Annotated in this window: 21 protein-coding genes and 1 pseudogene; 11 read left to right on the top strand and 11 right to left on the bottom strand. The window is 73.5% G+C overall.

All coding sequences use genetic code 11. From position 1 onward, the window contains the following. Window positions 1–60: 60 nt before the first annotated feature. Entirely contained in the window at window positions 61–423 is a 363-nt protein-coding gene (locus ACWGSR_RS19645; protein WP_376235809.1) for an arsenate reductase family protein, read from the top strand. Window positions 424–488: 65 nt separating this feature from the next. Here the strand turns inward: ACWGSR_RS19645 and ACWGSR_RS19650 are convergent, their stop codons facing one another. Further along, a complete protein-coding gene (locus ACWGSR_RS19650; RefSeq protein WP_453567769.1) occupies window positions 489–1394 on the bottom strand; it encodes a Gfo/Idh/MocA family protein in 906 nt (301 codons plus the stop codon). Window positions 1395–1599: 205 nt separating this feature from the next. Between ACWGSR_RS19650 and ACWGSR_RS19655 the strand changes: the two genes are divergently transcribed. From ACWGSR_RS19655 to ACWGSR_RS19670, 4 genes are all read left to right on the top strand, one after another. Then, window positions 1600–2994, top strand: coding sequence for a hypothetical protein (locus ACWGSR_RS19655; RefSeq protein ID WP_453567772.1), 1395 nt, complete (start codon window positions 1600–1602; stop codon window positions 2992–2994). Next, window positions 2991–4154 carry an ARPP-2 domain-containing protein gene (locus ACWGSR_RS19660; protein ID WP_376235817.1) on the top strand — a complete coding sequence of 388 codons (1164 nt, stop codon included), beginning with the start codon at window positions 2991–2993 and terminating at the stop codon, window positions 4152–4154. The genes ACWGSR_RS19655 and ACWGSR_RS19660 overlap by 4 nt, the downstream gene beginning before the upstream one ends. 211 nt (window positions 4155–4365) lie before the next feature. Beyond that, entirely contained in the window at window positions 4366–5397 is a 1032-nt protein-coding gene (gene glnII, locus ACWGSR_RS19665; RefSeq protein ID WP_376235819.1) for a glutamine synthetase, read from the top strand. Between the two features lie 362 nt (window positions 5398–5759). Then, on the top strand, window positions 5760–6314 hold the full coding sequence (locus ACWGSR_RS19670; protein WP_376235821.1) for a winged helix-turn-helix domain-containing protein: 555 nt from the start codon (window positions 5760–5762) through the stop codon (window positions 6312–6314). Window positions 6315–6350: 36 nt separating this feature from the next. Here ACWGSR_RS19670 and ACWGSR_RS19675 read toward each other — a convergent pair whose 3' ends face one another. Both ACWGSR_RS19675 and ACWGSR_RS19680 read right to left on the bottom strand, forming a co-directional pair. Next, a complete protein-coding gene (locus tag ACWGSR_RS19675; RefSeq protein ID WP_453567774.1) occupies window positions 6351–7793 on the bottom strand; it encodes a PepSY-associated TM helix domain-containing protein in 1443 nt (480 codons plus the stop codon). Between the two features lie 48 nt (window positions 7794–7841). Beyond that, a complete protein-coding gene (locus ACWGSR_RS19680; protein WP_453567776.1) occupies window positions 7842–8471 on the bottom strand; it encodes a hypothetical protein in 630 nt (209 codons plus the stop codon). A gap of 243 nt (window positions 8472–8714) precedes the next feature. Between ACWGSR_RS19680 and ACWGSR_RS19685 the strand changes: the two genes are divergently transcribed. Continuing rightward, complete coding sequence (locus ACWGSR_RS19685) at window positions 8715–9716, top strand: NAD-dependent epimerase/dehydratase family protein (RefSeq protein ID WP_453567778.1); 1002 nt, start codon at window positions 8715–8717, stop codon at window positions 9714–9716. Between the two features lie 109 nt (window positions 9717–9825). On the opposite strand, the gene ACWGSR_RS19690 is transcribed toward ACWGSR_RS19685, so the two are convergent. Continuing rightward, window positions 9826–10230: a hypothetical protein gene (locus ACWGSR_RS19690; protein WP_453567780.1), complete on the bottom strand. Its 405-nt coding sequence runs from the start codon at window positions 10228–10230 to the stop codon at window positions 9826–9828. Window positions 10231–10389: 159 nt separating this feature from the next. On the opposite strand from ACWGSR_RS19690, the gene ACWGSR_RS19695 reads away from it, so the two are divergent. From ACWGSR_RS19695 to ACWGSR_RS19705, 3 genes are all read left to right on the top strand, one after another. After that, complete coding sequence (locus ACWGSR_RS19695; RefSeq protein WP_376235831.1) at window positions 10390–11190, top strand: tyrosine-protein phosphatase; 801 nt, start codon at window positions 10390–10392, stop codon at window positions 11188–11190. A 107-nt stretch (window positions 11191–11297) separates the two neighbouring features. Next, on the top strand, window positions 11298–12182 hold the full coding sequence (locus tag ACWGSR_RS19700) for a metal-dependent hydrolase (RefSeq protein WP_453567782.1): 885 nt from the start codon (window positions 11298–11300) through the stop codon (window positions 12180–12182). After that, window positions 12182–13246 carry a PDR/VanB family oxidoreductase gene (locus ACWGSR_RS19705; RefSeq protein ID WP_453567784.1) on the top strand — a complete coding sequence of 355 codons (1065 nt, stop codon included), beginning with the start codon at window positions 12182–12184 and terminating at the stop codon, window positions 13244–13246. Before ACWGSR_RS19700 ends, ACWGSR_RS19705 begins: the two co-directional genes overlap by 1 nt. A 9-nt stretch (window positions 13247–13255) precedes the next feature. On the opposite strand, the gene ACWGSR_RS19710 is transcribed toward ACWGSR_RS19705, so the two are convergent. Then, window positions 13256–13756: a hypothetical protein gene (locus ACWGSR_RS19710; protein WP_453567787.1), complete on the bottom strand. Its 501-nt coding sequence runs from the start codon at window positions 13754–13756 to the stop codon at window positions 13256–13258. A 37-nt stretch (window positions 13757–13793) separates the two neighbouring features. Between ACWGSR_RS19710 and ACWGSR_RS19715 the strand changes: the two genes are divergently transcribed. Both ACWGSR_RS19715 and ACWGSR_RS19720 read left to right on the top strand, forming a co-directional pair. After that, window positions 13794–14537, top strand: a complete 744-nt coding sequence (locus tag ACWGSR_RS19715) for a TetR/AcrR family transcriptional regulator (protein ID WP_376235840.1) — start codon at window positions 13794–13796, stop codon at window positions 14535–14537. A 59-nt stretch (window positions 14538–14596) separates the two neighbouring features. Beyond that, complete coding sequence (locus ACWGSR_RS19720) at window positions 14597–15070, top strand: GNAT family N-acetyltransferase (protein WP_376235982.1); 474 nt, start codon at window positions 14597–14599, stop codon at window positions 15068–15070. Here the strand turns inward: ACWGSR_RS19720 and pulA are convergent. From pulA to ACWGSR_RS19750, 6 genes and pseudogenes are all read right to left on the bottom strand, one after another. Then, window positions 15057–20348, bottom strand: coding sequence for a pullulanase-type alpha-1,6-glucosidase (gene pulA / locus ACWGSR_RS19725; RefSeq protein ID WP_453567790.1), 5292 nt, complete (start codon window positions 20346–20348; stop codon window positions 15057–15059). The genes ACWGSR_RS19720 and pulA overlap by 14 nt on opposite strands. A 96-nt stretch (window positions 20349–20444) precedes the next feature. Continuing rightward, window positions 20445–21821 (bottom strand): annotated as a pseudogene (locus tag ACWGSR_RS19730) (alpha-amylase family glycosyl hydrolase); the annotation flags it as partial. 158 nt (window positions 21822–21979) lie between these two features. After that, window positions 21980–23077 carry a LacI family DNA-binding transcriptional regulator gene (locus tag ACWGSR_RS19735; protein WP_453567792.1) on the bottom strand — a complete coding sequence of 366 codons (1098 nt, stop codon included), beginning with the start codon at window positions 23075–23077 and terminating at the stop codon, window positions 21980–21982. Next, complete coding sequence (locus tag ACWGSR_RS19740; protein WP_453567794.1) at window positions 23065–24732, bottom strand: glycoside hydrolase family 13 protein; 1668 nt, start codon at window positions 24730–24732, stop codon at window positions 23065–23067. The genes ACWGSR_RS19735 and ACWGSR_RS19740 overlap by 13 nt, the downstream gene beginning before the upstream one ends. Window positions 24733–24779: 47 nt before the next feature. Further along, window positions 24780–25619, bottom strand: a complete 840-nt coding sequence (locus ACWGSR_RS19745; RefSeq protein WP_376235984.1) for a sugar ABC transporter permease — start codon at window positions 25617–25619, stop codon at window positions 24780–24782. 26 nt (window positions 25620–25645) lie between these two features. Continuing rightward, on the bottom strand, window positions 25646–26662 hold the full coding sequence (locus ACWGSR_RS19750) for a carbohydrate ABC transporter permease (protein WP_453567868.1): 1017 nt from the start codon (window positions 26660–26662) through the stop codon (window positions 25646–25648). Window positions 26663–26669: the final 7 nt, after the last annotated feature.

Genomic DNA, 26669 nt, shown 5'->3' on the forward strand with positions numbered 1-26669 from the left:
CCGGTTTTCGGGGGCACGGAGGGGCTCACGGAGGGAGGTCGCGGGGGTACCGTGTGCGCCATGGAGATCTGGATCAATCCCGCCTGTTCCAAGTGCCGCGGCGCCCTCGCGCTCCTCGACGCCGAAGGGGCCGAGTACACCGTCCGGCGCTACCTGGAGGACGTGCCCTCGGCCGACGAGATCCGGGAGGTGCTCGGGCGGCTCGGGCTCGAACCGTGGGACGTCGCCCGGACCCAGGAGGCCGAGGCCAAGGAGCTCGGGGTGAAGGAGTGGCCCCGGGACGCGGAGGGCCGCGACCGGTGGATCGAGGCCCTCGCCGCGCACCCGAAGCTCATCCAGCGGCCCATCATCACCGCCGAGGACGGCACCGCCGTCGTGGGGCGGTCCGAGGAGGCCGTGCGGGACGCGTTGTCCCGCCGCTGAGGGGGCCCGGGGCCCGTCTGTACCCGCCGCTGAGGAGCAGAAGCCCCGGGGCCGGTCCCGAAGCCTCAGTGCCTCGCCGTCAGTCGCTCCGCCTCCGTCAGGATCTCCGTGAGGCGCAGGCCGAAGCGGGCGTCGCAGGGGTGGGGCGTGCCCGTGCGGGCCGACGCGACCAGGGCGTCCACGGCCGCCCCGAAGGCGTCCACCGCGCCGTTCCAGCGGGGCATCTCGGCGCGGCCCTCCGTGCCGAAGAGGGTGAGGGCCGCCTCCGCCGCCTCCGGCGGGGCGCTCAGGGTGAGCGTCGCCGTGCTGCTCGCCCCCGACGCGTGGCGCAGGACGAGGTGGTGGGTGTCGCCCGGGCCCGGCGCGGCCGTGATCTCCGTGACGTCCCCCAGGACCGGCAGGTAGACCGAGAGGACGTGCGGGCCCACGTCCCACAGGCCGCCCTTCTCGCGCCGCCAGGGCGAGGCCGCGTACTCGCTGGTGGAGCCGGAGCCGTAGAGCGAGCCCAGCCAGTGCGCCTCGCCCAGGAACCAGCCGTCCGCCGCCGCCCGCTCCTCGATCCAGGAGGCCGTCGGCTCCGCGAACCGGAGGGTGCAGAAGACCACCGAGGCGACGCCCGCCGCCTCGACCGCCTCCGCCACCTCGCGGGCCCCGGCCACCGTCGTGGCGACCGGCTTGTCCAGGAGGACGTGGCAGCCGGCGGCCGCGGCCCGCACCGCCAGCGGGGCCTGCACGTCCGGCGGGAGGGCGAGGGCCACCGCGTCGCTCGCCGCGAAGAGGGCGTCCACGTCCTCGTACGCGCGCGTGCCCGACGCGGCGGCCAGCGCCTCCGCCGCCTCCGGGCGCCTGCCCCACACCCCGCTGAACTCGACGTCCGGGTGCCCGGCGAGTGCGGGCGCGTGCGTGTGCCCGGCCCAGGGGCCGGTGCCGAGGAGTCCGATGCGGGGCCTCGCCCCGAGCTGCTTCGCCATGGTCACAGTCTGCCGGGTGGCCCCACCGGGCGGTGGTGACGGGGTGCGGCCCCGAAACCCCCTGGCTCCCCTCCCCCCTCCCGGGTTAGCGTTTCCCCGCCGGCCGCGGGACTCCGGCGCGACTTCCGGAACCTGCCTCTGAAGCAACGTCTTCGCTGTTCGCGCCCTCATTCCCCGGCCGGCGCCCGAGGGAGAGGGAAGGTCCGTGTCCGAGCTCGTCGCCGCCGAGGACGTGCTCCTCTTCGTCAACGCCGCCGTCACCGCCACCGGGCAGGGCGAGTTCCGCTCCTCCGCCGGCGAGCAGCGGCTCTCGCTCGCCTTCCTCCACGCGTACGTACGGGTCAACTACCGTCCCGTGTACGCCGCCGCGCTCGCGCTCGACATCAACGACCACAACGCGGCCCTCGTCGTCGAGCACCTGCTGCGCACCCCGGCGGAGGCCGGGCCGGGCGAGGGGCGGCTGATCGCCGCCCGGCTCGCCCTGCTGCCGCCGCAGCGGGTCTACCGGCTGTTCCGGACGCTGCGCGCCGCCGGGGTCAACAACCGGCGCACGCGCGCGATCGTGCGCGAGTGGATCGCGGCCCGGCCCGACCCGGCGCTCGACGCCGTGAAGTACCGGCCCGGCCTGAAGACCGCCCTCCGGCACGTCCACGGGCCGGCGGCCGACCCGGAGACGGGCGACTTCCTCTTCGCGCCCCGCCGCCGCGTCCGGTACGGGAGCCCGCTGCTCGACGCGTACCGCAGGGCGCACCACGAGCAGGGCGCGCTGTACGAGCTGCCGTTCACCGTCGCCGAGGGGTTCGCCGCGAAGCACGGCGTGCCCCGCGCGCTGTTCCTGGAGCGGATCGCGCCCCGGATGACCCGGTTCGAACGGCTCAGGACCGAGCGCGCGGCGGGGGCCGCGCGGGACCTGTCCGCCCTGCCGCTGACCCGGCTCGCGGTGTACGTGCTCTCGCTGCCCTTCGCCGAGCGGGTCGCCCGGCGGGGCGAGCTGACCGGGGCGCTGCGGGCCGCCGCCCGGCGCGCGGCCGGACCGCACGCGGGGAGCTGGGGGCGGGTGGCGGCCGTGCTCGACGACAGCTTCTCGTCCTCCGGTTCGGCGGTGAAGCGGCGCCGTCCGCTGGCCGTGGCCCTGGGCTGCCACTTCCTCCTGGAGGCCCTCGCGGCGCCGGGCGCGTACGCCCCGCTGTGGACCTCCGGCGGGGACGATCCGCTGCTCGTCCGGCCGTACGGGCCGACCCCGCTCGGCCTGCGGGTCCTGGACGCCCTGGAGACCGGTCCCGAGCGGCTGGTGATCGTCTCGGACGGCTGGGACAACGCCCCGCCGGGGCTCGCGGGCGAGGTCCTCCGGGTGTGGCGGACGCGGCTCGATCCGGAGCGGCGGACGAGCGTCGTGCACCTCAACCCCGTATACGACGCCGAGGGCTTCGACGTGCGCCGGCTCGCGCCCGGGGTGCCGACCGCCGGCGTCCGGGACGCGGAGGACCTGGCGGCCCTGGTGGAGATCGCGCAGTTCGCGGAGGGCCGGACGGGATTCGGGGAGCTGCGGGCCTATCTGGACCGGCGGGTGGAAACGTTTCTGAAGGGGGCCGGAGGGTGACCCGGATCGATCTGGGCGGGCTCGACGTGCGGCCCGCGCAGGTGTGGGGCGGGGTGCGGCTCGTGCCGCTCGTGCGGTCCGAGCCGGTGGCCGGACTGCGGCTGCGCCGGGAGGTGTACGAGGGGTTCGGGACGGCCTCGGTGGAGCTCGGCGGCCGGACGGCGTACACCTCGTACGTCCCGCACGGCTTCGTCGCCGACTGGTCCGGCGCCCGGCAGGACGGCGAGTCCGCCGCGTACGGGACGCTGCTCGGCGACCGCACCGAGGAGCCGCCGCCGTGCGTGCCGGTGCGCCGCGTCCACCGCCCGGCCAAGCGCCGGCGGGGCGAGCGGCGGCTGCGGTTCCTGCCGCTGCACCTCGCCCTGGAGGGCTATCTCGCGCTGCACTTCGGCGGGCCGTCCGTGGTCTGGGACGACTGGTCGCGGGAGGCGGTGCGGCGCGGGCTCTCGCCGCGGGCCGAGGCCGCGTACGCCGGGTGGGGCGTGCCGGGGCTCGGGGAGGCGCTGCGGGTGTTCGAGCTGCACCCGGGGCAGTGCGGGACGCTCCTGTACGTGGCCGACGCGCTGGCCGCGGCCTTCGTGGTGCCGCACCCGGAGGACTACCGGGTCCTGCACCCGACGCTGGTCGAGGACCTGTACGGGGAGCTCGTCCACCAGTACGCGCACTACGGCGCCCCGGTGCCGGAGTTCACGGCGCGGATCCGGGACGGCGCCGGCGGGATCCGCACGCTCGCGGACCTGCGGGCGGCGGCCCTGGGGCAGGAGCGGGCCTGGGCGGCGGCGCACGACGGGCTGATGGCGCGGGACCTCCTGGAGACGCCGTACTCCTTCGAGCGGGTGTACCGGGCGGGGACGTTCGACCTGTACCGGTTCCTGCCGCCGTTCCGGCGGGACGGGCGGGAGCAGCACATCGGGGAGCTGATCACCGACCACCGGGGGCGGACGGCCTATCTGAAGACCTTCCGGCTCTCGGACAAGCAGGTCAGGAAGGGGTACCTGCTGCACCGCCTGGCGGACCACGACTGGCACCTCGGGCGGACCGCGGAGGCCCTGGGCACCACGTATCCGGAGCTGGTGCGGCGGATCGGGGCGGCGGGGCTCGGCGGGCTGCTGGACGCCCACGTGGTCGCACGGAAGGTGCGGGAGGGCCGGGAAGGCTGAGTAACACGGGGTTCACAAACGGGCAACCGACGGGAAATCCCGTGTTGCGAAGCTGCGGTCCGAAAGCAACCGTACGGTCCGGCCCCGGCCGGTCCGTACGGAGACCGCAGCTTCTCGCAGCGCCGCGAGCCGCCGCGGGCAGCCCCTCCCGCCGCCTCCGGGCGCCGGGGGAAACCCCAGCAGCACGCCACGCGCCCTAAGGATGAGCCCCGTGACCTTCAAGGCTGAGTACATCTGGATCGACGGCACCGAGCCGACCGCGAAGCTTCGTTCCAAGACGAAGATCGTCGTGGGCGGGGGCGCGACGCTCGACGAGCTGCCGATCTGGGGCTTCGACGGTTCCAGCACGAACCAGGCCGAGGGCCACGCCTCGGACCGCGTCCTCAAGCCGGTCTTCGTCTGCCCGGACCCGATCCGCGGCGGCGACGACGTCCTGGTCCTGTGCGAGGTCCTCAACACGGACATGACGCCGCACTCGTCCAACACGCGCGCCGCGCTCGCCGAGGTCGCCGCGACGTACGCCGCGCAGGAGCCGATCTTCGGCATCGAGCAGGAGTACACCTTCTTCAAGGGCTCGCGCCCGCTGGGCTTCCCCGAGGCCGGCTTCCCGGCCGCGCAGGGCGGTTACTACTGCGGCGTCGGCGCGGACGAGATCTTCGGCCGCGACGTCGTCGAGGCGCACCTGGAGAACTGCCTGGCGGCCGGTCTCGGCATCTCCGGCATCAACGCCGAGGTCATGCCCGGCCAGTGGGAGTTCCAGGTCGGCCCGCTGGCCCCCCTCGAGGTCTCCGACCAGCTGTGGATCGCCCGCTGGCTGCTGTACCGCACGGCCGAGGACTTCGACATCTCGGCGACGCTGGACCCGAAGCCGGTGAAGGGCGACTGGAACGGCGCGGGCGCGCACACCAACTTCTCCACGAAGGCGATGCGCGAGGGCTACGACGCGATCATCACCGCCGCCGAGTCCCTCGGCGAGGGCTCGAAGCCGCTCGACCACGTCAAGAACTACGGCGCCGGCATCGACGACCGCCTGACGGGCCTGCACGAGACCGCCCCGTGGGACAAGTACTCCTACGGCGTCTCGGACCGCGGCGCCTCGGTCCGCATCCCGTGGCAGGTCGAGCAGGACCGCAAGGGCTACATCGAGGACCGCCGCCCGAACGCCAACGTGGACCCGTACGTGGTGACCCGCCTCCTGGTGGACACCTGCTGCGAGGCCCTGGCGAAGGCCGGCCAGGTCTGACCGGAAGGCCCCCGGGCGACTTCCGGAGGGGCGCCCACCGTTTCGTACGGTGGGCGCCCCTTCCGTCATGTGGGATGCGCGACACAGGTTTTGACCGCTCCGGGGGTCGTCCCGGTGTTTCCCTTCTGGTTCAATAGGGTTATGGCCATCCTGCAGAACGACACCGCGACGGGTCGTCACGACCTCGAGCCGTTCTGGCCTTCTCGGCAGCATCACGACTTCGACCGGGTGTGTTGCCGCGCGAGGAACGCGTCGGCCCTCTAAAGCCCCGATCGGCCCTGTCCGATCCCCGGCCTTCGGCCGACGCGCACGACGTACGACGCCTGTCCGTCCGTTTCTCCGCGCGAAAGAGCTGACCTGCCATGGCCCACACCCAGAGCGCCTCCCTCACGGCCGTCCGTCCCGGCCGGCACCGACTGCGTGCCGTCGATCCGAACGAGGTCGTCGACTTCTCCCAGGTGGCGGACTTCCTGCCGCCCGGTGCCACCCTGCTGCCCGCGCCGCAGCACACGCTGCCCGCGCTGCCGGGCCGTCCGCCGATGATCGGGTACCTCGTGCTCGTCCCGGCCGACCAGCAGCAGCACCTGCCCGTGGCCGTCCCCTCCCCCGTGACCGCGCCCGTCGCGGCCGAGGAGCGGGGGCCGGTGACCATCGACGACGTGCAGCGGGTCGCCGTCGTGGACGGGGAGCAGCTGGACCTGACGTACCTGGAGTTCGAGCTCCTCGCCCATCTGGTGGCGCACCCTCACCGGGTGCACACCCGCGACCAGTTGGTCACCACGGTGTGGGGGTACGGGCACGTCGGCGACGGGCGCACGGTCGACGTCCACGTGGCGCGGCTGCGCCGCAAGCTGGGCGCCGAGCACCGCCACACGATCCAGACCGTGCGGCGGGTCGGCTACAAGTACACGCCCTGACCGGGCCGTTCGGCCCGGCCGGGACGCTCCGTCCGGTCAGGCCGTCCGGTTCTCCTCCGCCCTCGTCCTGACCTTCGCGGCCAGGGCGAGGGCGAGGTCGACGGCCAGGAACAGCAGCAGGCTGATCCCGAGCAGCGGGACGAACCAGGCGACGAGCGCCGTGGTGGCCGCGAGCGGCAGCAGCAGGGTGACCGGGACCTTCCGCCAGGCCCCGCGCGCCGCCGGGCGGCCCGGGCGGCGCAGCCACCACATCCGGTAGCCCCAGAGGATCAGCAGGACGAGCGCGAGGGCGAGGGCCGCCAGCAGCAGCTGGTTGAACAGGCCCAGGAAGACGCCCGTGTGCGCGTCGATGCCGATCCGGGTGAGCTTCGCGAGCAGCGGGTAGTCCGCGAAGGCGAGCCGGTCGAGGACCGTGCCGTCGGCCGGGTCGAGGGCGACCGAGTCGAGTTCGAGCGGGAACTGCGTGTCGGTCTCCTTGACCACGTACCCCTTGCCGTCGGCGGGCAGGACCACCGAGATCCGCGGGCTGTCGACGCCCGCCGCGCGGGCCGCCTCGACGGCCCGGTCCAGGCCCATGTCCGGCCCCTGGGCGGCGGGTTCGGCGGTGCCGGAGTGGCCGCCGCCGTGACCCTCGTGCCCCTCGTGGCCGGTGGACGCGCCGCCGACCGTCGCGGTGAGCACGGGGGTCGCGCCGCCCAGGCCGTCCTGGACGGTGCCGATGTTCTCGCCCGCGTACCGCGACCAGGTCAGGCCCGTCGCCGAGAGCAGGACGAGGCCGGCCGCCGCCCACAGGCCGACCGAACCGTGCCAGGAGAGGGTGCGGCGGCGGGAGGCCGGGCCGCCCTCCGGCACGAACAGGGCGCGGCGGCTCTTCCGGCGCCGGCCGAGCCAGAGCAGCAGGCCGCCGAGCGCTATCACCCACAGCCAGCTCGCGGCGAGCTCGCTGTAGTTGCGGCCGAACTCGCCGAGGTGCAGGTCGCGGTGGAGGCCGTCGATCCAGGTGCGCAGCGGCAGGGCGCCGGAGCCGCCGTAGCTGGGGAGCTGTCCGCGGACGTCCCCGGTGTACGGGTCGACGAAGACGGCGAGCGAGGTGCCCTCGGGGGCGTCGGGGTCGGCCATCAGGACCCAGGTGGTCGCGCCGGGTTCGGCGCCGGGCCAGACGGCGGTGACGGTGCCGTCCGGGTTGGCCTCGCGGGCGAGGTCGACCTGGCGGGAGAGCGGCAGGGCCGTGTCGCCGACGGGGACCTCCAGCTCGTGCGCGTAGACCACCTTCTCGGCCTGGAAGGAGAGCGCGTAGAGCAGGCCGCTGAGGGCGGCGACGAGGAGGAACGGGGCGACGAGGACGCCCGCGTAGAAGTGGACGCGGAGGAGGAGGGGGCGGAGGGCGCTCCAGGTGGTGGGCTTGTGGGGCGTGGGCGGAGTGGGGTCCGACGGTGGCGCCTCGGGGGTTTCCGGGCGTGCGGGATCGTCGATCGTCATGGGTGACCGTCCTGGTTCTCGGTGCAGGCAGGGGGAGCGGCCCCCGGGTCAGACGTGTGCTCCGAGGGCCGTGGCGCGGGGTGCGGACGGTCGGGGCGGACCGCGCCGGGACAGGGTGTGGGCGAGGACGACGGTGTGCGGGCGGTGGGCGTTCCGCCGGGCCCTGCGGACCGGGCCGCGCGGGGCGTCGGGGACGTGGACGCGCGCGAACATCAGCCGCAGCGGGGTGAAGGCGTACGCGAGGGCGGCGCGGGCGAGCGCGAAGAGCGCGGCCTCGCCGCGGGCCAGCCAGAGGCCGCAGAGGAGCGCGGCGAGGAGGTGGACGGCGAGCATGCCGGGGCCGGAGGCCGTGGCGGAGTCCACGGTCTGCGCGACGGCCGGGTCCAGGGCGGAGACCGTCCCCTCCATCCCCGTCACGGGGGCGGCCGCGTCGTGCACGCCGTGCGTCGCGTGGTGGTGGGCCGTGACGGCGGGTCCGTCCGGGAGCGCCGGGCGGGCCGCGTGTCCTCCGTGGGCGCCCGTCGCCGAGAAGAGGGCGTGGAGCGCTCCTTGGAGGGCGAGCAGCGCGCCCGCGATCGCGGGCGTGCCCCGGCGGCGGCCGGCCGCGGCCCAGGCGAGGGCGGCCGTCACGACGAAGGCGCCGAGGAGGGCGGTGGCCGGAAGCCGGTGCGCAGACATGGACGAATGCCCCACGGCCGCCAAAGCCACGCACACCACCGCGAACAGCGCGGCTCGCAGGGCGCGCAGGGGCGACCGGGCATCCGTCATCGTCCGCCATGGTGTCATCCCGCCATCTGGCCGAACAGACCCCCCTCGTCCTCCCGCGCCCTCCCTCGTCCGCCTTCCGTTTCCGCCCCCGGCGGAATCCTCCGGGAGCGGAACCGCTGGCCCCCCGACCGGGCGGCCGGGCAGGCTCTGATCATGAAACTGCTGATGCTCGGAGGTACGGAGTTCGTGGGCCGCGCGGTCGTCGAGGACGCGCTCGAACGGGGCTGGGAGGTGACGGTCTTCCACCGGGGCCGGCACGCCGCCCCGAAGGGGGCCCGGTCCCTCACGGGCGACCGCACCGCCGGTGCGGACGGTCTCGCCGCCCTGGCCGGGGGGTCCTGGGACGCGGTCGTGGACACCTGGTCGGCGGCCCCCTCGGCGGTGCGGGACGCGGCCGGGCTGCTCGCGGACCGGGTCGGGCGCTACGCGTACGTGTCGAGCCGTTCCGTGTACGCCTGGCCCCCGGCGGCCGGGCTCGCGGAGGACGGGCCGCTGGTGGAGGGTTCGCCGGACGACGGGGACGTGCCGTACGCGGAGGCCAAGCGGGGCGGGGAGCTGGCCGCCGGGGCCGCCTTCGGCGCCGACCGGACGCTGTTCGTCCGCGCGGGCCTGGTCCTCGGCCCGTACGAGAACGTGGGCCGGCTCCCCTGGTGGCTGAACCGGATCGCGCGCGGCGGCCCGGTCCTGGCCCCCGGGCCGGAGAAGGCGCCGATCCAGTACGTGGACGTGCGCGACCTGGCCGCGTGGACGCTGGACGCGGTGGAGGCCGGGCTCTCGGGGCCGTACAACCTCGTCTCGCCGCCCGGGCACACCACCATGGGCGAGTTCCTGGACGCCTGCGTCCGGGCCACCGGTTCGGGCGCCGAGCTGCGCTGGACCGCGCCGGAGGAGCTGGTCGCGGCGGGGGCGGAGCCGTGGTCGGAGCTGCCCGTGTGGCTGCCGCCGGGCGAGACGTACGACGCGATGCACACCGCCGACGTCTCCCGCGCGCTCGCGGCCGGGCTGCGCTGCCGGCCCGTGGCGGAGACGGTCGCGGACACCTGGGCGTGGCTGGAGTCCCTCGGCGGGGTCGCGCCCCAGCGGCCGGACCGCCCGGGAGTCGGCCTCTCCCCGGAGCGCGAGGCGGAGGTGCTGGCGGCGCTCGCCGGGAGGTGAGGGGGCGCCGGGGCGGGCGTGCCCGGGGGCGCCGCCCCTGACGGGGCGCCCGTGCTCGGGCGGCGGCCTTCGGGGCGGGTGCCTGCCGGGAGCGGTGCCCGCTCCCGCGCTACTCCTCCCCCGCCCCGTCCAGCGCCTTGAGGACGTGCTCCACCTCGTACGGCATGACGGCGATGAGGACGGTGCCCTCCGGGGAGGCGCACTCGACGATCCTGGAGGCGCCGTTGATGGTCATCGCCTCGCGCAGCGAGGGGGCGCGCAGGCCGGTCCGCCGCAGCTCCGCCGGGAGCGACACCGCCGCCCCGGCCCTGCTGCCCGGGTCCCAGGTCATCCCGGCGGGGCCCACCCGCATCCGCCCCCGCAGCCACCGGCCCTCGCGGGCGGGGTGCCGCAGCATGCAGGGGACCGCGATCTCGTCGCCCCGCCCGGCGTCCTCCGCGCGCTGCCGCACCTTGCGCCGGAACAGCCAGGTCACCAGCGCGCCCGCCGCCAGGGCCATCGGAATCTCGATCACCGGAGCATTCAAACAGTTCCCCGGCGCGGCCGGGCGGGGCCGGTGACCCGAGGGGCCGCCAGGACCTGCCCCTCCCGGCGCGATCGCTTACGGTCGGCAGGAAGGGGGCGAAGAGGTGCGAAGAGTCATGAAGAGGTACGAACCGGAGGAGCCGACGCCATGGCCGCCATTCCCGCCGTCTCCGTCGCCAACCTCCGCGACCTCGGGGGGCTGCCGCTCCCCGGCGGGCGGACGGTCCGCCCGGGGCTCGTGTTCCGGTCCGCGCAGCTCGACCGGCTCGACCCGGACGATCCCGCCGTGGCGGGCCTGGGCGTCCGCACCGTCGTGGACCTCCGCACGGACGGCGAGCGCGAGGAGCGGCCCGACCGGCCGCCGGCCGGTGCGCGGCTGCTCGTCGCGGACGTGCTCGCCGACTGGCTGGCCACCAGCGGGCTGCCGCCGGCCGCGCACCTGAAGACGCTGCTGTCGCAGCCGGCCCTGGCCGAGGAGCACCTCGGCGGGGGCCGGATGCGGGAGGCCTTCGCCCGCACCTACCGGGCCTTCGTCTCCGCCGACTCCGCCCGCGCCTCCTACGCCGTCCTCCTCGCCGAACTGGGCGCGCCGGACGCCGGGCCGCTGCTCTTCCACTGCACGGCGGGCAAGGACAGGACGGGGTGGGCGGCGACGGTCGTCCTGTCGCTGCTCGGGGCGGACGAGGGGACGGTGCGGGAGGAGTACCTGTCGGTCAATCCGGCGGTGCGGCAGGCGTTCGCGCCGATGATCGAGGGGTTCACGGCCCAGGGCGGCGACCCGGAGCTGGCGCTCGAACTGATCGGGGTGCTCCCGGAGTACCTGGACGCGGCGCTCGACGAGGTGGCGGTGCGGCACGGCTCGATGGAGAAGTACGTGCGGGAGGGGCTCGGGGTGCCGGACGAGGTGACGGAGCGGATCCGCGAGCGGCTGACGGCGGACGGGGGTTGACCGGACCCGGGCCGGCCGCGGGCCGGTCCGGGGCGGGGTGGCAGGGGGCGGGAAAAAGGTGCCGCACGCACCTGTTCCCGTCGCTTACCCCTCAGTACATTGACGGCATGTCTAATACGCAGCCCGCACCGGTGGCGTCGGAGCACGTCGAGCTCAAGGCCCGCAAAGTCTCCTTCGACTGGGAGGAGACGCCGCTCCACTGGGTTCCCGGCGACCCGTTCACCACGCACACCATCAACGTGCTGCACCTGCTCCTCCCGGCCGGCGAGCGCTGGTTCGTGCACGTCTACAAGCAGGCGCTGCCGTACGTCACGGACGACCGGCTCCGCGAGGACGTCATCGGCTTCATCGGCCAGGAGGCGATCCACTCCCAGGCCCACGACGACGTCCTGCCGCACCTGCGGAAGCTGGGCCTCGACCCCACCCCGTACACCGCGCAGGTCGACTGGTTCTTCGAGAAGCTGCTCGGGGACCGCACCCTGCCGCCCGGCCGGCCGCGCCGCTGGTGGCTGATGGAGCGGGTCGCGATGATCGCCGCCATCGAGCACTACACCGCCTTCCTGGGCGACTGGGTCCTCAACGCCGACGAGCTCGACCGGGTCGGCGCCGATCCGACCATGCTCGACCTGCTGCGCTGGCACGGCGCCGAGGAGGTCGAGCACCGCTCGGTCGCCTTCGAGCTCTTCATGCACCTGGACGGCGGCTACCGGCGCCGCGCCCGCACCTGGGCGCTGGCCTTCGGCGCGCTCGTCTTCCTCTGGCAGCGGGGCATCCGCTTCTTCATGGAGAACGACCCGAGCCTGCTCGACCCGAAGGCCTCCTTCGCGGACTTCGTCCGCAAGGGCCGGCAGGGCGTGCTGCCCTCCACCCCGGCCATGCTGCGGTCCATCCCCCGCTACCTCAGCCGGTCCTACCACCCCTCCCAGGAGGGCGACACCGAGCAGGCCCTCGCCTACCTCGCCTCCTCGCCCGGCGCCAACGGAGGCCGCTGATGCCCCGGTTCGCCACCGTCGCCCTCGCCGCCGGGGCCGCCCTGCTCGTCCGCCGCGCCGTCCGCCGCCGCATGTCCACCGCCCCGCTGTGGCCCCTGCCCGCCCTGGAGGAGCCCGTCTCCGGCTACGGCCGGGGCCGCACCGTCCCGCGCAAGGCGCTGGTCACCGGCCGCACCGCGCCCGCCGAGGGCGTCGTGGAACTGCGCCTCGAAGGCGCCGGGCTGCCCGCCTGGCAGCCGGGCGCCCACATCGACCTGGTCCTGCCCTCCGGGCTCGTCCGGCAGTACTCGCTCTGCGGCGACCCCGCCGACACCGGCTCGTACACGGTGGCCACCCGGCTCATCGGGGCCGGGCAGGGCGGCCGGGGCGGTTCGCACGAGGTCCACGAGCGGCTCCACGAGGGCGTGGAGGTAGAGATCCGGGGTCCCCGGAACCGCTTCCCGTTCGTCGACGCCCCCGCGTACGTCTTCGTCGCCGGCGGCATCGGCATCACCCCGGTCCTGCCCATGCTGCGCGCCGCCGAGGCGGCCGGGGCGGACTGGCGGCTGCTCTACTGCGGCCGGAGCCGCGCCACCATGCCGTACCTCGCCGAGGTCGAGGCGCTGGGCGGCGGCGGCCGTACGACCGTCGTCGCCGAGGACGAGTCCGGCTTCCCCGACCTGGGGTTCCTCGCGGACGTGCCGGAGGGGACGGCCGTGTACTGCTGCGGTCCCGACGGCCTCATGGACGCGGTCGGCGCGGCGATGCCCGAGGGCCGCGTCCCGCGCCTGGAGCGCTTCTCGGCGTCCGCGACGACCGGCGGCGCCCCCTTCGAGGTCGAACTGCGCCGCTCCGGCCGCACGGTGGCGGTGGCGGCCGGCCAGTCGCTCCTGGACGCGGTCCGCGCGGAGGTGCCGGACGTCCCGTACTCCTGCCGGCAGGGCTTCTGCGGGACCTGTCAGCAGCGGGTCCTCGCGGGCGGGATCGACCACCGGGACGAGCTGCTCACCGACGCCGAACGGGACGACTCGATGCTGATCTGCGTCTCGCGCTGCACGGGGAAACGGCTCGTGCTCGACCTCTAGGCCCTTCCCCTACGGGAGGACCAGCCAGTCCAGGGCGAGCGCGGTGAGCAGGCCGCCCACCAGGAGCCAAGTGCCGAGCCGGGTACGGCCGTTGCGGGAGAGCTCGATCACGATCCCGCAGAGGATCATGGCGAGTCCGTACACGCCGACGACCAGGACGGACGTGCGGCTCGCGAGGCGGACGACGAGCACGACGGCGAGGGCGACGAGGAGGACGGAGGCGGCGGCGACGCGGAGGCGCCTGGCCTGCTTGGGGGTGAGTCCCCCGGCGGGCCGCCCGTCCGCCGCGCCGTCCTCCCCGTCCTCCCCGGCGAGTTCGTCCTCCCCGGCGAGTTCGTCCTCCTCGGCGGGTCCGTCTTCTCCGGCGAGTTCGTCCTCCTCGGCGGGTCCGTCTTCTCCGGCGGGTCCGTCTTCTCCGGCGGGTCCGTCTTCTCCGTGGAGGTCGTCGAGGGCGTCGGCGGGCTCCTCGGCGGCGGGGGTCGCCGGGGTGTCCTGGTCGGGAGCGCTCATGGGGCAGGAGCGTAACGGACACCGTTAGGCTGTTCGCATGACGACCGGGGTACGCCGCAGGATGGGCGTCGAGGAGCGCAAGCAGCAGCTGATCGGGGTGGCCCTCGAACTCTTCGGGCACCGCTCTCCCGACGAGGTCTCCATCGACGAGATCGCCGCCGCCGCGGGCATCTCGCGGCCACTGGTCTACCACTACTTCCCCGGCAAGCAGAGCCTCTACGAGGCGGCCCTGCGGCGGGCGGCCGACGAGCTGGCGGCCAGGTTCGTGGAGCCGCCCCAAGGGCCCCTGGGGGCACGGCTGCTGCGCGTGATGGGCCGGTTCTTCGACTTCGTGGACGAGCACGGCCCCGGTTTCGCGGCGCTGATGCGGGGCGGTCCGGCCGTCGGTTCCTCGACCACGAACGCGATGATCGACGAGGTGCGGCAGGCCGCGTACGAGCAGATCCTCGCGCACCTGGAGGTCGAGGAGCCCTCGGCCCGCCTGGAGTTGGTGGTCCGCTCCTGGGTCTCCCTCGCCGAGTCGACGGCGCTGCTCTGGCTGGACGGGCGGCGGGTGCCGCGCGCGGAGCTGGAGGTGCAGCTCGTGCACGACTTCGCGGCGCTCGCGGCGGTGAGCGCCGCGTACGACCCCGGGATGGCGGAGATCCTGGTCGGGATCCTGGCGGACGAGCCGGCCGACGGGCCCTTCGGGGACCTGGTGGCCCGGCTGGTCGCACTCGCACCGGCCCCCGGCCCCGCCCCGGACGCCCTGCCCGCCGTACCCGACCAGAGGACCCCGTGACGACGGCACGAGTGACCTTCCGGCGGGCCGACGACCGCGATCCCGGCCTTCTGGCGGGGATGTACGACGGGGCCGCGCGCTGGATGCTGCGCAACGGCATCGACCAGTGGAGGCCCGGCGGCAAGGACGCGGCGCACTTCCGGGAGCGGCTCGCCGGGGGCGAGGTGTGGCTGGCGTGCCACGGGGGCCGGGAGGTCGGCGCGTACGAGCTGTGGTGGGAGGACGTGCAGGCCTGGGGGCGGCGGGCACCGGTCGCCGGGTACGTGCACCGGCTGATGACGGTCCGGGGCGAGGCGCCCGCCGGGACCGGGCGGGCGCTGCTCGCGCACGCGGAGGGCCGGATCGCGGCCGCCGGGCGGACCGTGGCCCGGCTCGACTGTCTGACGGGCAACCCGCGGCTGCGCACGTACTACGAGGCCGCGGGCTACCGTGCCGTCGGCGAGGAGCCGGGGAAGCTCGCCGCCGACGGCACGCGTTACGGGGTCACCCTGATGGAGCGGGTGCTCCCCGGGGAGCCGGTCATCCGGCCTTGAACACCGCCACCGTCCGCGCCGGGACCGTGAAGGTGCCCGAGTCCTTCGCGTAGGCGGCGGTCTTCACGACCGCGTCGGAGCCCTTCGCCTGGACCGGGTGCAGGCGGTAGCCCTTGCCGGCCAGGTCGGTGACCTTCTGCTGCTGCGACCCCGGGGTCGCGTTGAGGACGACGACCAGGTCGCCGAGGCGCATGGTGATCACGCCCGGGGTCTCGTCGCGGCCGGAGAGCGGGAAGGACAGGGCCGACTGCACCCGGTCGGCGGTGGCCAGGGAGAAGACCGGCTCGGTGGTGCGGATCCTCTGGAGGTCCCGGTAGGCGGCCGAGGCGCCGTCGATCTGCGCGCAGCCGACGGTGAGGGACGGGTTCGCCAGGAGCGGCTTCCCGAAGCCCCACTTGGGCCGGTTGTCGGCGGCCGGCGGGAGGCCGCGGCCGAAGCCGTTGCCGTCGCGGCAGTCCCAGTGGATGGCGTTGAACCAGTCGCCGCTGTCGTACGAGTTGCGGTCCAGGGACTTGGAGCGCAGCAGGTCCGAGCCGGCCTGGGAGAGCGCCGGGCCCTGCGAGAGGGTGGCCGTCGCCATGGCGAGGACCTGCGCGCGGGCGCGGTCGGCCGGGGACGTGCCCGCCGGGAGCTTGAAGGCGAGCGCGTCGTACAGGGACTCGTTGTCGTGGGCGTCGGCGTAGGCGAGGGCGTCGCCGGGGGCGGCCGCGTAGCCGGCCGGGGAGCCGTTGTAGTCGACCTGGAAGCCCTTGACCGTGCGGCCGGAGGTGTCGGTGAAGGTGTAGCCGGCGAGGTTGCCGGTCAGGCCGACCTTGATGAGGTCCTGGTAGTGCAGGAGGCGGGCCTTCTGCTCGGCCGGAGTGCCGTTGGCGGCCGAGGCGTTGGGGTCGGTGAAGAGGCCGGAGGCGAAGCCCTGGACGCCCGGGTCCTCGTCGAAGGGGCCGCCGCCGCGCACGGCGTCGCGGGCCCGGTCGGAGAAGGTCGCGATGCCCGTCCCGGCCATGTTCTTCTGGGTGGCCTGGACGAAGCGGGCGTCGTCGGCGACCTCGCCGAAGTTCCAGCCCTCGCCGTAGAGGACGATCGCCTTGCCGTCGACGCCGTCCTTCGCGACGGTCAGGGCGTCGAGGGCCTTGCGGACGGCGAGGACGTTCTCCTTCGGGTGGTGGCCCATGAGGTCGAAGCGGAAGCCGTCGACCTTGTACTCCCTGGCCCAGGTGACGATCGAGTCCACGACGAGCTTGCCCATCATGGCGTTCTCGGGCGCGGTGTTGGCGCAGCAGGTGGAGGTGGTGACGGCGCCGTCGGCGTCGAGGCGCTGGTAGTAGCCGGGCACGATCCGGTCGAGGACGGACTTGTCGGACTGTCCGGCGGCGACGGTGTGGTTGTAGACGACGTCCATGACGGTGCGCAGTCCGTCGCCGTTGAGGGCCTGGACCATCTGCCGGAACTCGACGGTGCGGCGGGTGCCCTCGGGGTCGGTGGCGTAGGAGCCCTCGGGGACGGTGTAGTGCAGCGGGTCGTAGCCCCAGTTGAAGGCGTCCTTGGCCGCCGCGGCGGCGACGCAGGCCTGCTGCTCCTCGGAGTCGGGGGCGTACGCCTTCAGGTCGCAGGCCGGAGCGGCCTGGTCGCTCTTCTTCTCGGGGACGGTGCCGATGTCGAAGGCCGGCAGGAGGTGGACGTAGGAGGTGCCGGAGGCGGCGAGGTCGCGCAGGTGCTTCGAGCCCTTGCTGCCCTTGTCGGTGAAGGCGAGGTAGGTGCCCCGGTGGTCGGCGCGGGCCGTGGGGTCGGCGATCGAGAAGTCCCGGATGTGGAGCTCCTGGATCTGGGCGTCCCGCAGCGGCACGGCGGCGGGCTTCTTCAGGCCCTTCCAGCCGGCGGGGGCGAGCTTCGGGTCGGTGAGGTCGACGGCGAGGCTGCGGGCGGAGTCGGTGGTGAGGGCGGTGGAGTAGGGGTCGGTGACCTTGTTGGTGACGAGCTTCTGGACGGTGGGGGCCCAGACCTTCACCGCGTAGCGGTACGGCTTGCCGGTCCAGGACTTCGGGCCGGTGGCGGACCAGACGCCGGAGGCGTCGTCGCGGCGCATGGCGACGGTCCGGCCGTCGAGTTCGAGGGCGACGGACCGGGCGGTGGGGGCCCAGACGGAGAGGGTGACGCCGTGGCGGCCGAAGACCGGGCCGAGGGCCGTCTTCGCGGCCTTCGGCGCGTACAGGTCGTCGAGGACGCCGGCGGTCTGGACGCCGGTGGCGGCGAGCAGGGCGCCGTTGGCGGCGCGCTGGGTGGCGATCAGCTGGCCGCGCAGGGACTCGCGGACCCGGTCGGCGTCGCGCGGGTCGACGGTGAAGGCCGGGTAGTCCTTGAGGTGCGGGTACTTCGCCTTCTGGGCGTCGGTGAGCGCGGCCCGGTCGAGCCGGAGCCACCGGCCCTCGGTGTTCAGGGCGCCGCCGGTGACGGCGATCCCGCCGTCCTCGGCGTACACCAGCTGCTGGCTGGTGGCGTCGGTGGCCTTCACCTTCCAGACGACGGTGTTCCGGTCGATCCACTGGGCCGAGGCCTTGGCGAGGTCGAGGTCGGGGGCGCCGCCGACGGTCGGCAGGAGGTACTTGGGCTCTCCGCCGAGCAGCCAGACCTCGTGGCCGTAGGTGGCGAGGTCGAGGGACTGGTCGGTGGGCAGGTCCTTCTGGTCGCCCTTGTGGAGGATGTACGACAGGGAGGTCGCGCCCTCGGCGAGCGGCACCTCGTAGACGGCGCCGTACGCGTCGACGCGGACCGGCATCAGGGGCTTGGACCAGTCGGTGGGCTGGGCGGCGCCGGTCCAGGTGTGCAGGCCCCAGCCCTCGTGGTCGCCGTCGGCGCGCTGGTAGTGCAGGACGGCCTTGGTCCTGTCGGGGGTGACGGGGGCGGGGTTGGTGTCGGACTGGCCGTCCCGGCCCTGGGTGATCCAGACCTCGCCGGTGCGGCCGAGGTCGACGGTCCGCTGCGGGCCGTCGGCGGCGTCGTCCTTCTCGACGGTGTACGGGATCGTGGCGGCGCCCTCGGGGACCTTGACCCAGGCGAAGGCGCCGTGGGCGTCGCGGCCGGTGAACGCGGCTTCCTGGCCCGCGGCCTTCAGCTTCCAGCCGTCGTAGTCCCCGTCCTGGCGCCGGTAGTGGACGATCGCGTGGGTGCGTTCGACGGCGACGGGCTTCTCGGGGGCCGGGGGCGCGCCGGCCGTGGTGGCGGCGGTGGCGCTCGCGGTGCGGCCGGAGCTGTCGACGGCGACGGCCTTGTAGCGCAGGGCGGTGCCGGCGGGGGCGGTCACGTGCTGGGTGACCTTGTGGGGGGCGTGGTCGGCGGTGCCGAGGGTCTGCCAGGGGCCGTTGCCGACCTGGGCGGCGAAGACGACCCGGTTGAGTCCGCCGCCGGTGACGTCGGCGGAGAGCTCGACGGTGCCGGTGGCTCCGGCGGCCGGGGCCCTGAGGGTCACGGAGGGCTTCACGGCCGGGGCCGGGAGGGGCCGGTCGGCCTCGAGGACCAGGGAGGAGAGGGCCGGGACGGTGACGGTGACCCTGCCGTCCTTGGCCGTGACGGCGCCCTGACCGCCGTACAGGGTGCGGAAGGCGGCCGAGTCGACGGGGATCGTGACGGTCTTGTCGGCGGTGGAGCCGTTGGTGGCGACGAGGTACTCGGTGCGCGCCTTCGCGTCCGTGCGGGAGAAGGCGTAGACGGAGCCCTCGGCGTGGCGCTCCTGCTGGATGCCGTCACGGAGGGCCGGGTGCTCGCGGGTCAGCTTCGACAGGGCGGCGACGGAGCGGTAGACCGGGTGGCCGGTGTCGTACGCGTCGGTGGCGTGGGTGCGGTCGGTGCCGAGCTGGTCGTCGTCCAGGTAGTCGGCGGCCTTCGAGGCGAAGAGGGGCTGGCGGGCGTCCTTGTCGCCGCCGGCGCCGGTGAAGCCCTGCTCGTCGCCGGAGTAGATCACCGGGTTGCCCCGGGAGAGGAACATCAGCTCGTTGGCGAGCCGGGCCCGCTTGAGGAGTTCGGCGTCGGTGGCGTTCGGGTTGTCCTGCTTGAGGAAGGTGCCGATGCGGCCCATGTCGTGGTTGCCGAGGAAGGTCACCTGCTCGTAGGCGTTGGCCTTGTCGGTGGTGTACCGGTAGTCCTCGGCAAAGACCTTGGCGAGGCGGTCGGCGCCGGCGCCCTGGGAGGCGAAGGCGCGGGCCGCGTCCTGGAAGGGGAAGTCGAGGGTGGCGTCGAGCCGGCCCCGGGTGACGTAGGGGGCGGTGACGGCGGTGTCGGCGGAGTAGACCTCGCCGAACATGAAGAAGTCCTCGCGGCCCCGCTTCTTCGCGTAGGCGTCGAGGGCGGTGGCCCACTGGGTCCAGAAGTCCAGGTCGACGTGTTTGACGGTGTCGATCCGGAAGCCGTCGATCTTGAAGTCGCGGACCCACTTCTCGTAGATCCGCTTCATGCCCTCGACGACCTCGGGCCGCTCGGTCCAGAGGTCGTCCAGGCCGACGAAGTCGCCGTACTCGGCGGACTCGCCGACCCAGGTGGAGTCGCCCCGGTTGTGGTACATCGTGGGGTCGTTGAGCCAGGACGGGACCTTGACGCCCTTCTCCGCCACCGGGGTGTACGGGAAGGAGTCCGCGTCCACCCGGCCGATCGCGTCGCGGTCGTCGAAGGGACGCCCGCTCTCGTCGAGGTAGGGGTGGGCGCCCTTGGGGCGGTAGCCGTACTTCTTCTCGGCGTAGTCGACGGTGTCGGCGGTGTGGTTGGTGATGACGTCGAAGAAGACCTTCATGCCCTTGGCGTGGGCGGCGGCGATCAGCCTCTCCAGGTCGGCGTTGGTGCCGAAGTGGGGGTCGACCTGGGTGAAGTCGGTGATCCAGTAGCCGTGGTAGCCGGCAGAAGCGTTCTCCCCCTCGCCCTGCACGGGCCGGTTCTTGAAGATCGGCGCCATCCAGATGGCGGTGGTGCCGAGGCCCTTGATGTAGTCGAGCCGCTGCGTGAGGCCCTTGAGGTCGCCGCCCTGGTAGAAGCCCTTGTCGGCGGGGTCGAAGCCGGTCCGGGTGCGGCTGCCGGTGAGGCCGCCGCGGTCGTTGGACGCGTCGCCGTTGGCGAAGCGGTCGGGCAGGACGAAGTAGAACTGCTCGCGGGTGAGGTCCTGGCGGGCGGGCTCGGCCGCGAGCGCCCGGTCGGACGGCGGGGCCGGGGGCTTCTGCGCGGCGGTCGCGGGGACGGCGGGCACGAGGGCCGCGCACAGGGCGGCGGCCAGTGCGACCGCCGTTCTCTTGCGTATCACGGGGTTTCTCCCTGGAGGTACGGGAAGAGGGGGCCGCCCCGGGTGGGGCGGCCCTGCGGTGCGGGTGGGAAGCGGTGGCGGGGGTGTGCCGGCTCAGCAGTTCCGGGCGTTCGCGTGGAGGGCGATCGCGGTGTTGACGCCGAGGGTGGCCGTGAACTGCCCCGACCCGTTGACCGTCACGGGGGTGCCCGACTGCACGTTGCAGTAGGTGCCGGCGGGCAGGGAGGTCTGGAAGGTGCGGGTGAGCGCCGAGGACTCGTGGTTGATCGCCACGTACGCCTTGGAGCCGCGGCCGAACGCGATCGCGTTGTTGCCGTTGTCCCACCAGTTGGTGACGGACTGGCCGCGCGCGGTGTTGCGGAAGGCCACCATGGAGGAGATCTCCCGCCAGGCGTGCTGGCACTTCCAGCCGTCGCTGTAGCAGGCGTTCACCTGGCCGCCGTTCGGGGGCCCGGCGTCCTTGTCGGTCCACTCGTAGCCGGAGTGGACGTCCGGGGCGCCGTAGGGCCAGGCGAGCATGAAGACGGAGGCGAGGGTGTAGTTCGCGCCGTCCTTGTAGTTCAGGGTGTCGCCCTGGCGCTCGGTGTCGTGGTTGTCGACGAAGACGCCGGACTGGCCGGAGGCCATGTAGCCCCAGCCCTCGCCGTAGTTCTTCAGGTAGGCGAGCTTCTCGTTCTGGAAGACGCGCTTGAGGTCACGGGCGTAGCGGAACTCCTGGACGTCTCCGCTGCCGAGGTACTCGCTCGGGGAGACGGCCTCGCCGTTGCCGTGGATGGCCTCCAGCTTCCAGTAGACGCCGGGGTTGGTGAGCCGGGACTTGATGTTGGCGAGGTCGGCGGCCGGCATGTGCTTGGCGGCGTCGATGCGGAAGCCGTCGACGCCGAGGGAGAGCAGGTCGTTGAGGTAGCCGGCTATCTTCCCGCGGACGTAGTCCTCGCCGGTGTCGAGGTCGGGGAGCTTGACCAGCTCGCAGTGCTGGACGTTGACCCGGTCCTGGTAGTTGGTGATCTCGGCCCGGCAGTCGTCCATGTCGAAGCCGGAGTAGAGGCCCGGGTAGTCGTACTTGGAGAACGGGGTCCCGCCCGTTCCCGTGCCCGACCCGTTCGCCATGTGGTTGATGACGGAGTCGACGACGACCTTCACGCCCGCCGCGTGACAGGTGTCGATCATGTTCTTGAAGGCGGTGCGGTCCCCGAGGCGTCCGGCGATCTTGTAGCTGACCGGCTGGTACGAGGTCCACCACTGGCCGCCCTGGAGGTGCTCCTGGGGCGGGGAGACCTGGACGTAGCCGTATCCGGCCGGTCCGAGGCGGGTGGTGCACTCCCGGGCGACCGAGGAGAACTTCCACTCGAACATCACCGCGGTGACGTCCTTGGTGCCGGGCGGGGCGGCCTGCACGGGGGTGTTTCCCGTGACGGCCACAGCGGCTCCCGCCACGAGGGCGAGTGCAGCGGCCACGGTCTTTCTGGCCATGCTTCCTCCTGTACGACGTCGGTGTCGCAGTCGGTGTCGCGAGCGAGGGGCAGGCGACTTAGCAAGAAGTTGCCGAAAACTTCAGCAACTGTTTTCAGCCGTGACCGTACGAGTGGCCCGACGCCCGGTCAACCCTCCGGACGCCGCAACGCAAGTTGTTACGAAAGGACTTGCGGCCCTTCGGCGCCCGAGGCGTCCCGCGCCGGCGGCTGCGCCGTCGAACCGCGCACCACCAGCTCCGGCTGGAACACGAACTCGGTGCGCTGCACGGGGTTGCCCTCGATCTCCTCCAGGAGCGCGCCCACGGCGGCCGTGGCCATCGCCTGGACGGGCTGGCGGACGGTGGAGAGCGGCGGGCTGGTGAAGGCGATCAGGGGCGAGTCGTCGAAGCCGACGACGGAGACGTCCCCGGGCACGTCGAGGCCCCGGGCGCGGACCGCGCGGATCACGCCGAGCGCCATCAGGTCGGAGCCGCAGACGATGCCGGTGCAGCCCTCGCGCAGCAGGATCTCGGCGGCGGCGTGGCCGCCCTCGACGCCGAAGAGGGTGGGTCTGATGAAGCGTTCGGCGTCCGCGCGCTCGACGCCGAGGAGCTCGTACAGCTCGGCGGCGAAGCCCTCGGCCTTGCGGCGGGAGGGGACGTAGCGGGTGGGGCCGATGGCGAGGCCGATGCGCTCGTGGCCCAGCTCGACCAGGTGCCGCACGGCCATGCGGGCCGCGGCGCGGTCGTCCGGGGAGACGAAGTTGGCGTCGACGTGCTCGTTGTAGCCGTTGATGAGGACGAACGGCACGCCCCGGGCGGCGAGCCGGGCGTAGCGGGCCGGGTCGGCGGTGGCGTCGGCGTGGAGGCCGGAGAGGAAGACGATGCCGGACACCCCGCGCTCCACGAGCTGCTCGACGAGCTCGTCCTCGGTGGCGCCGCCGGGCATCTGGGTGCACAGGACCGGGGTGTAGCCGTGCCCGGCGAGGACCTGCTCGACGACCTGCGCGAACGCCGGGAAGATCGGATTGGTCAGCTCGGGCACGACGAGCCCGACGAGGCCCGCGCTGCGCCGTTTGAGGCGTACGGGACGCTCGTAGCCGAGCACGTCGAGCGCCGCCAGCACCTTGTGCCGGGTCGCGCCGGCCACCCCCGCCTTGCCGTTGAGGACGCGGCTGACGGTGGCCTCGCTGACGCCCGACTGGGCCGCGATGTCCGCGAGCCGCGGGGCGCCCGTTCCGGCGCCCCGCGGCAGGGGGATCGTCACACCGCCCACCAGACGGTGGTGTCGGCGGGCAGCTCCACCGTGTCCGCGCCGGGGGCGACGGGCTCGTTGGAGAGGAGGAACCGGCCGGGCAGCGGGACGGAGATGGCCCGGCCGGTGGTGTTGGCGGTGCAGACGAAGCCGTCGCGCCGGAAGGCGAGGACGCCCTCGGGGGCCTCCAGCCACTCGACGCCCTCGCCCGCGCCGAGTCCGGGCTGCGCGCGGCGCACGGCGAGCGCGCTGCGGTACAGCTCCAGGGTGGAGCCCGGGTCGCCGGCCTGCGCCTCGACGCTCAGCGCGCCCCAGGTCGCGGGCTGCGGCAGCCAGGAGCCGCCGTCGCCGAAGCCGTACGAGGTGCCCTCGACGGTCCACGGGATCGGCACCCGGCAGCCGTCGCGGAAGCCGTCCTGGCCGCTGGCCCGCCAGAAGGACGGGTCCTGGCGGACCTCGTCGGGCAGGTCGGTGACGTCGGGCAGGCCGAGCTCCTCGCCCTGGTAGACGTAGGCCGAGCCGGGCAGGGCCAGCATGAGAAGGGTGGCGGCGCGGGCCCGGCGCAGGCCCAGTTCGCGGTCGCCGGCCTCACGGAGCTGGGTGCCCAGGCCCGGGGGGTTGGCGAAGCGGGTGGCGTGCCGGGTGACGTCGTGGTTGGAGAGCACCCAGGTGGTGGGGGCGCCGACCGGGCGCATCGCGTCGAGCGAGGCGTCGATGACGGTCCGCAGCTCGGCGGCGTCCCAGTGGGTGCCCAGGTACTGGAAGTTGAAGGCCTGGTGCATCTCGTCGGGGCGCACGTAGTTCGCGGTGCGGTCGACGGTGGGGGTCCAGGCCTCGGCGACGAGGACGCGCTCCCCGTCGTACTCCGAGAGGACCTCGCGCCAGGAGCGGTAGATCTCGTGGACGCCGTCCTGGTCGAAGAAGGGCATGACGTCGTTGCCGAGCAGCTTGAGCTGGTCGTGGGCGCCGATGTCGGGCAGGCCCGCGGCCTTGACCAGGCCGTGGGCGACGTCGACGCGGAAGCCGTCGACGCCCATGTCGAGCCAGAAGCGCAGGATGGAGCGGAACTCGTCGCGGACGGCCGGGTGCTCCCAGTTGAAGTCGGGCTGCTCCGGGGCGAAGAGGTGCAGGTACCAGTCGCCGGGGGTGCCGTCCGGGTCCTCGGTGCGGGTCCAGGCCGGGCCGCCGAAGATGGACTCCCAGTCGTTGGGCGGCAGTTCGCCGTCCTTCCCCTTGCCGGGGCGGAAGTGGTAGCGCTCGCGCAGCGGCGAGCCGGGGCCCTCGCGCAGGGCCCGCTGGAACCACTCGTGCTGGTCGGAGGAGTGGTTGGGGACCAGGTCGACGATGATCCGCAGGCCCAGGTCGTGGGCCTCGCGGATCACCGCGTCGGCGTCGAGCAGGGAGCCGAACATCGGGTCGATGGCCCGGTAGTCGGCGACGTCGTAGCCGGCGTCGGCCTGCGGGGAGGCGTAGAACGGCGAGAGCCAGACGGCGTCGACGCCCAGGTCCTTGAGGTACGGCAGCCGGCTGCGGACGCCCTCCAGGTCACCCATGCCGTCGCCGTCGCCGTCGGCGAAGCTGCGCGGGTAGACCTGGTAGATCACGGCGTCTCTCCACCAGCCCGTGTGCGTTCCGGTGGTGGGGACGTCGGCCGGGGCGGCGAGATGCTGGGTCATGTCTTCCCTGGGAGGTAAGGAGGGGCGTGCGGGGGCGGTGGTCGGGCTCAGCCCTTGACGGCGCCGGCGGACATGCCGGTGACCAGGTGCCGCTGGGCGAAGAGGAACACCAGCGCCGCGGGGACGGCGATGAGCACGGAGGCCGCGGACATCGGGCCCCACTGGGCGCCGTACTGGTTGACGAACTTCTGCAGTCCGCCCGCGAGGGTGAGGTTCTCGTCGCCGACCATGAAGGCGGAGGCGTAGGCGACCTCGCCCCACGCGGTGATGAAGGAGTAGAACGCGGTGACGGCGATGCCCGGCTTGGCCAGCGGCAGGATCAGCCGCCAGAAGGTGCCGAACGGGGTGAGCCCGTCGACGTAGCCGGACTCGTCTATCTCGCGCGGGATGGTGTCGAAGAAGCCCTTCATCATCCAGGCGCAGAACGGGACGGCGATGGTCAGGTACGTGATGACCAGGCCGGCCGGCTGGTTGAGCAGGCCCATCGACGCCATGATGTTGTAGATCGGCACGATCAGGACGGCGACCGGGAACATCTGGGTGATGAGCAGCGTCCACATCAGGCCGCGCTTGCCGGGGAAGCGGAAGCGGCTGACGGCGTAGCCGGTGGTGGCCGAGATGAAGACGCCGATGAGCGTGGTGAGGCCGGCGACGAGCAGCGAGTTGACGAACCAGGTGAGGAACGGGGTGTCCTTCAGGAGGTTCGTGTAGTTCTCGAAGGTCGTCTCCTTCACGAAGTCCGTGGTGGTCGCGTACTTCGCCGGCTTCAGCGAGGTGAGCAGCACCCAGAGCACCGGGAAGACCGCGATCACCGAGGTGACGATCAGGGTGAGGTGCAGCCCGGCCGAGGCGAGGGGCGAACGGCGGCCGCGGACCGGGGCGTTCATGACCTGGGGGGTGGGGGTCGTGGTGGTCACCAGACTTCTCCCTGCTTGCGGAGGACGCGCCGGTAGATCGCGGCGAAGACCATCAGGAGGACCAGGATCAGCACGCCCCACGTGGAGGACTGCGCGAAGTCGCGCGGGCTGATCTCGAAGGAGAACTTGTAGGCCTGGGTGACGAGGATCTGGGTGGCCTCGCCGGGCCCGCCCCGGGTGAGCAGGAAGATCACCGGGAACATGTTGAAGGTCCAGATGGTGGAGAGCAGGATCACCGTCGTGGAGACCGAGCTGAGGCCGGGCATGGTGATGTTGCGGAACCGCTGCCAGGCGTTGGCGCCGTCCATCTCGGCGGCCTCGTACAGCTCGCCGGGGATGGACTGGAGGCCGCCGAGGAGGGCGACCATCATGAAGGGGACGCCGAGCCAGACGTTGACGGCGATGACCGCGAGCTTCGCCACCGTCGGGTCGTTGAGCCAGGGCACGGCGGAGATGCCGCCGCCCGCCAGGACCTCGTTGAGCAGGCCGCGGCGCTCGTCGAAGAGGAAGCGCCAGGCGAAGACGGAGACGAAGCCGGGGACGGCCCAGGGCAGGATCAGCAGCATCCGGTAGACGGAGCGGCCGGCGATCCTGCGGTTGAGCAGGTTGGCGAGACCGAGGCCGAGGGCGAAGGTGATCGACACGCACGCGACCGTCCACACGACGGTCCAGACGAGCGTGTCGAGGAACTGGCTCCCGGTGAGCGCGTCGACGTAGTTGTCCACGCCGACGAACTCGTAGGTGGCGGGGATCTGGTTGACGCCGATGGACCGGGCGACGTTCCGCTCGTTCGCGTCGGTGAACGACAGGTAGATGCCTCGCACCAGCGGGTAGCCGATGATCACGCCGATCACGACGACCACCGGGGCGACCATCGCCCAGGCGTACCAGTGGGTGGCGAAGGAGCGCTTCCGGGTGCTCCGGCGCTTGCCAGTTCCGCGGGGGCGGGCGCCGGGGGGGGGGGGGGGCCCCGCGGCACCGCCCCCCCACGGCCGGGGGGGGGGGGCGCGCACAAACCCC

Source organism: Streptomyces sp. NPDC055632, assembly GCF_053618675.1.

Bases quoted from the DNA above. Each gene is read 5' to 3' on its own strand.
- ACWGSR_RS19680 (WP_453567776.1), bottom strand. From the start codon at position 8,471: ATGTCTGCGCACCGGCTTCCGGCCACCGCCCTCCTCGGCGCCTTCGTC.
- ACWGSR_RS19650 (WP_453567769.1), bottom strand. From the start codon at position 1,394: ATGGCGAAGCAGCTCGGGGCGAGGCCCCGCATCGGACTCCTCGGCACC.
- ACWGSR_RS19740 (WP_453567794.1), bottom strand. From the start codon at position 24,732: ATGACCCAGCATCTCGCCGCCCCGGCCGACGTCCCCACCACCGGAACG.
- ACWGSR_RS19705 (WP_453567784.1), top strand. From the start codon at position 12,182: ATGCCCCGGTTCGCCACCGTCGCCCTCGCCGCCGGGGCCGCCCTGCTC.
- ACWGSR_RS19700 (WP_453567782.1), top strand. From the start codon at position 11,298: ATGTCTAATACGCAGCCCGCACCGGTGGCGTCGGAGCACGTCGAGCTC.
- ACWGSR_RS19715 (WP_376235840.1), top strand. From the start codon at position 13,794: ATGACGACCGGGGTACGCCGCAGGATGGGCGTCGAGGAGCGCAAGCAG.
- ACWGSR_RS19685 (WP_453567778.1), top strand. From the start codon at position 8,715: ATGAAACTGCTGATGCTCGGAGGTACGGAGTTCGTGGGCCGCGCGGTC.
- ACWGSR_RS19720 (WP_376235982.1), top strand. From the start codon at position 14,597: ATGTACGACGGGGCCGCGCGCTGGATGCTGCGCAACGGCATCGACCAG.
- ACWGSR_RS19675 (WP_453567774.1), bottom strand. From the start codon at position 7,793: ATGACGATCGACGATCCCGCACGCCCGGAAACCCCCGAGGCGCCACCG.
- ACWGSR_RS19745 (WP_376235984.1), bottom strand. From the start codon at position 25,619: ATGAACGCCCCGGTCCGCGGCCGCCGTTCGCCCCTCGCCTCGGCCGGG.
- ACWGSR_RS19645 (WP_376235809.1), top strand. From the start codon at position 61: ATGGAGATCTGGATCAATCCCGCCTGTTCCAAGTGCCGCGGCGCCCTC.
- ACWGSR_RS19695 (WP_376235831.1), top strand. From the start codon at position 10,390: ATGGCCGCCATTCCCGCCGTCTCCGTCGCCAACCTCCGCGACCTCGGG.
- ACWGSR_RS19710 (WP_453567787.1), bottom strand. From the start codon at position 13,756: ATGAGCGCTCCCGACCAGGACACCCCGGCGACCCCCGCCGCCGAGGAG.
- ACWGSR_RS19670 (WP_376235821.1), top strand. From the start codon at position 5,760: ATGGCCCACACCCAGAGCGCCTCCCTCACGGCCGTCCGTCCCGGCCGG.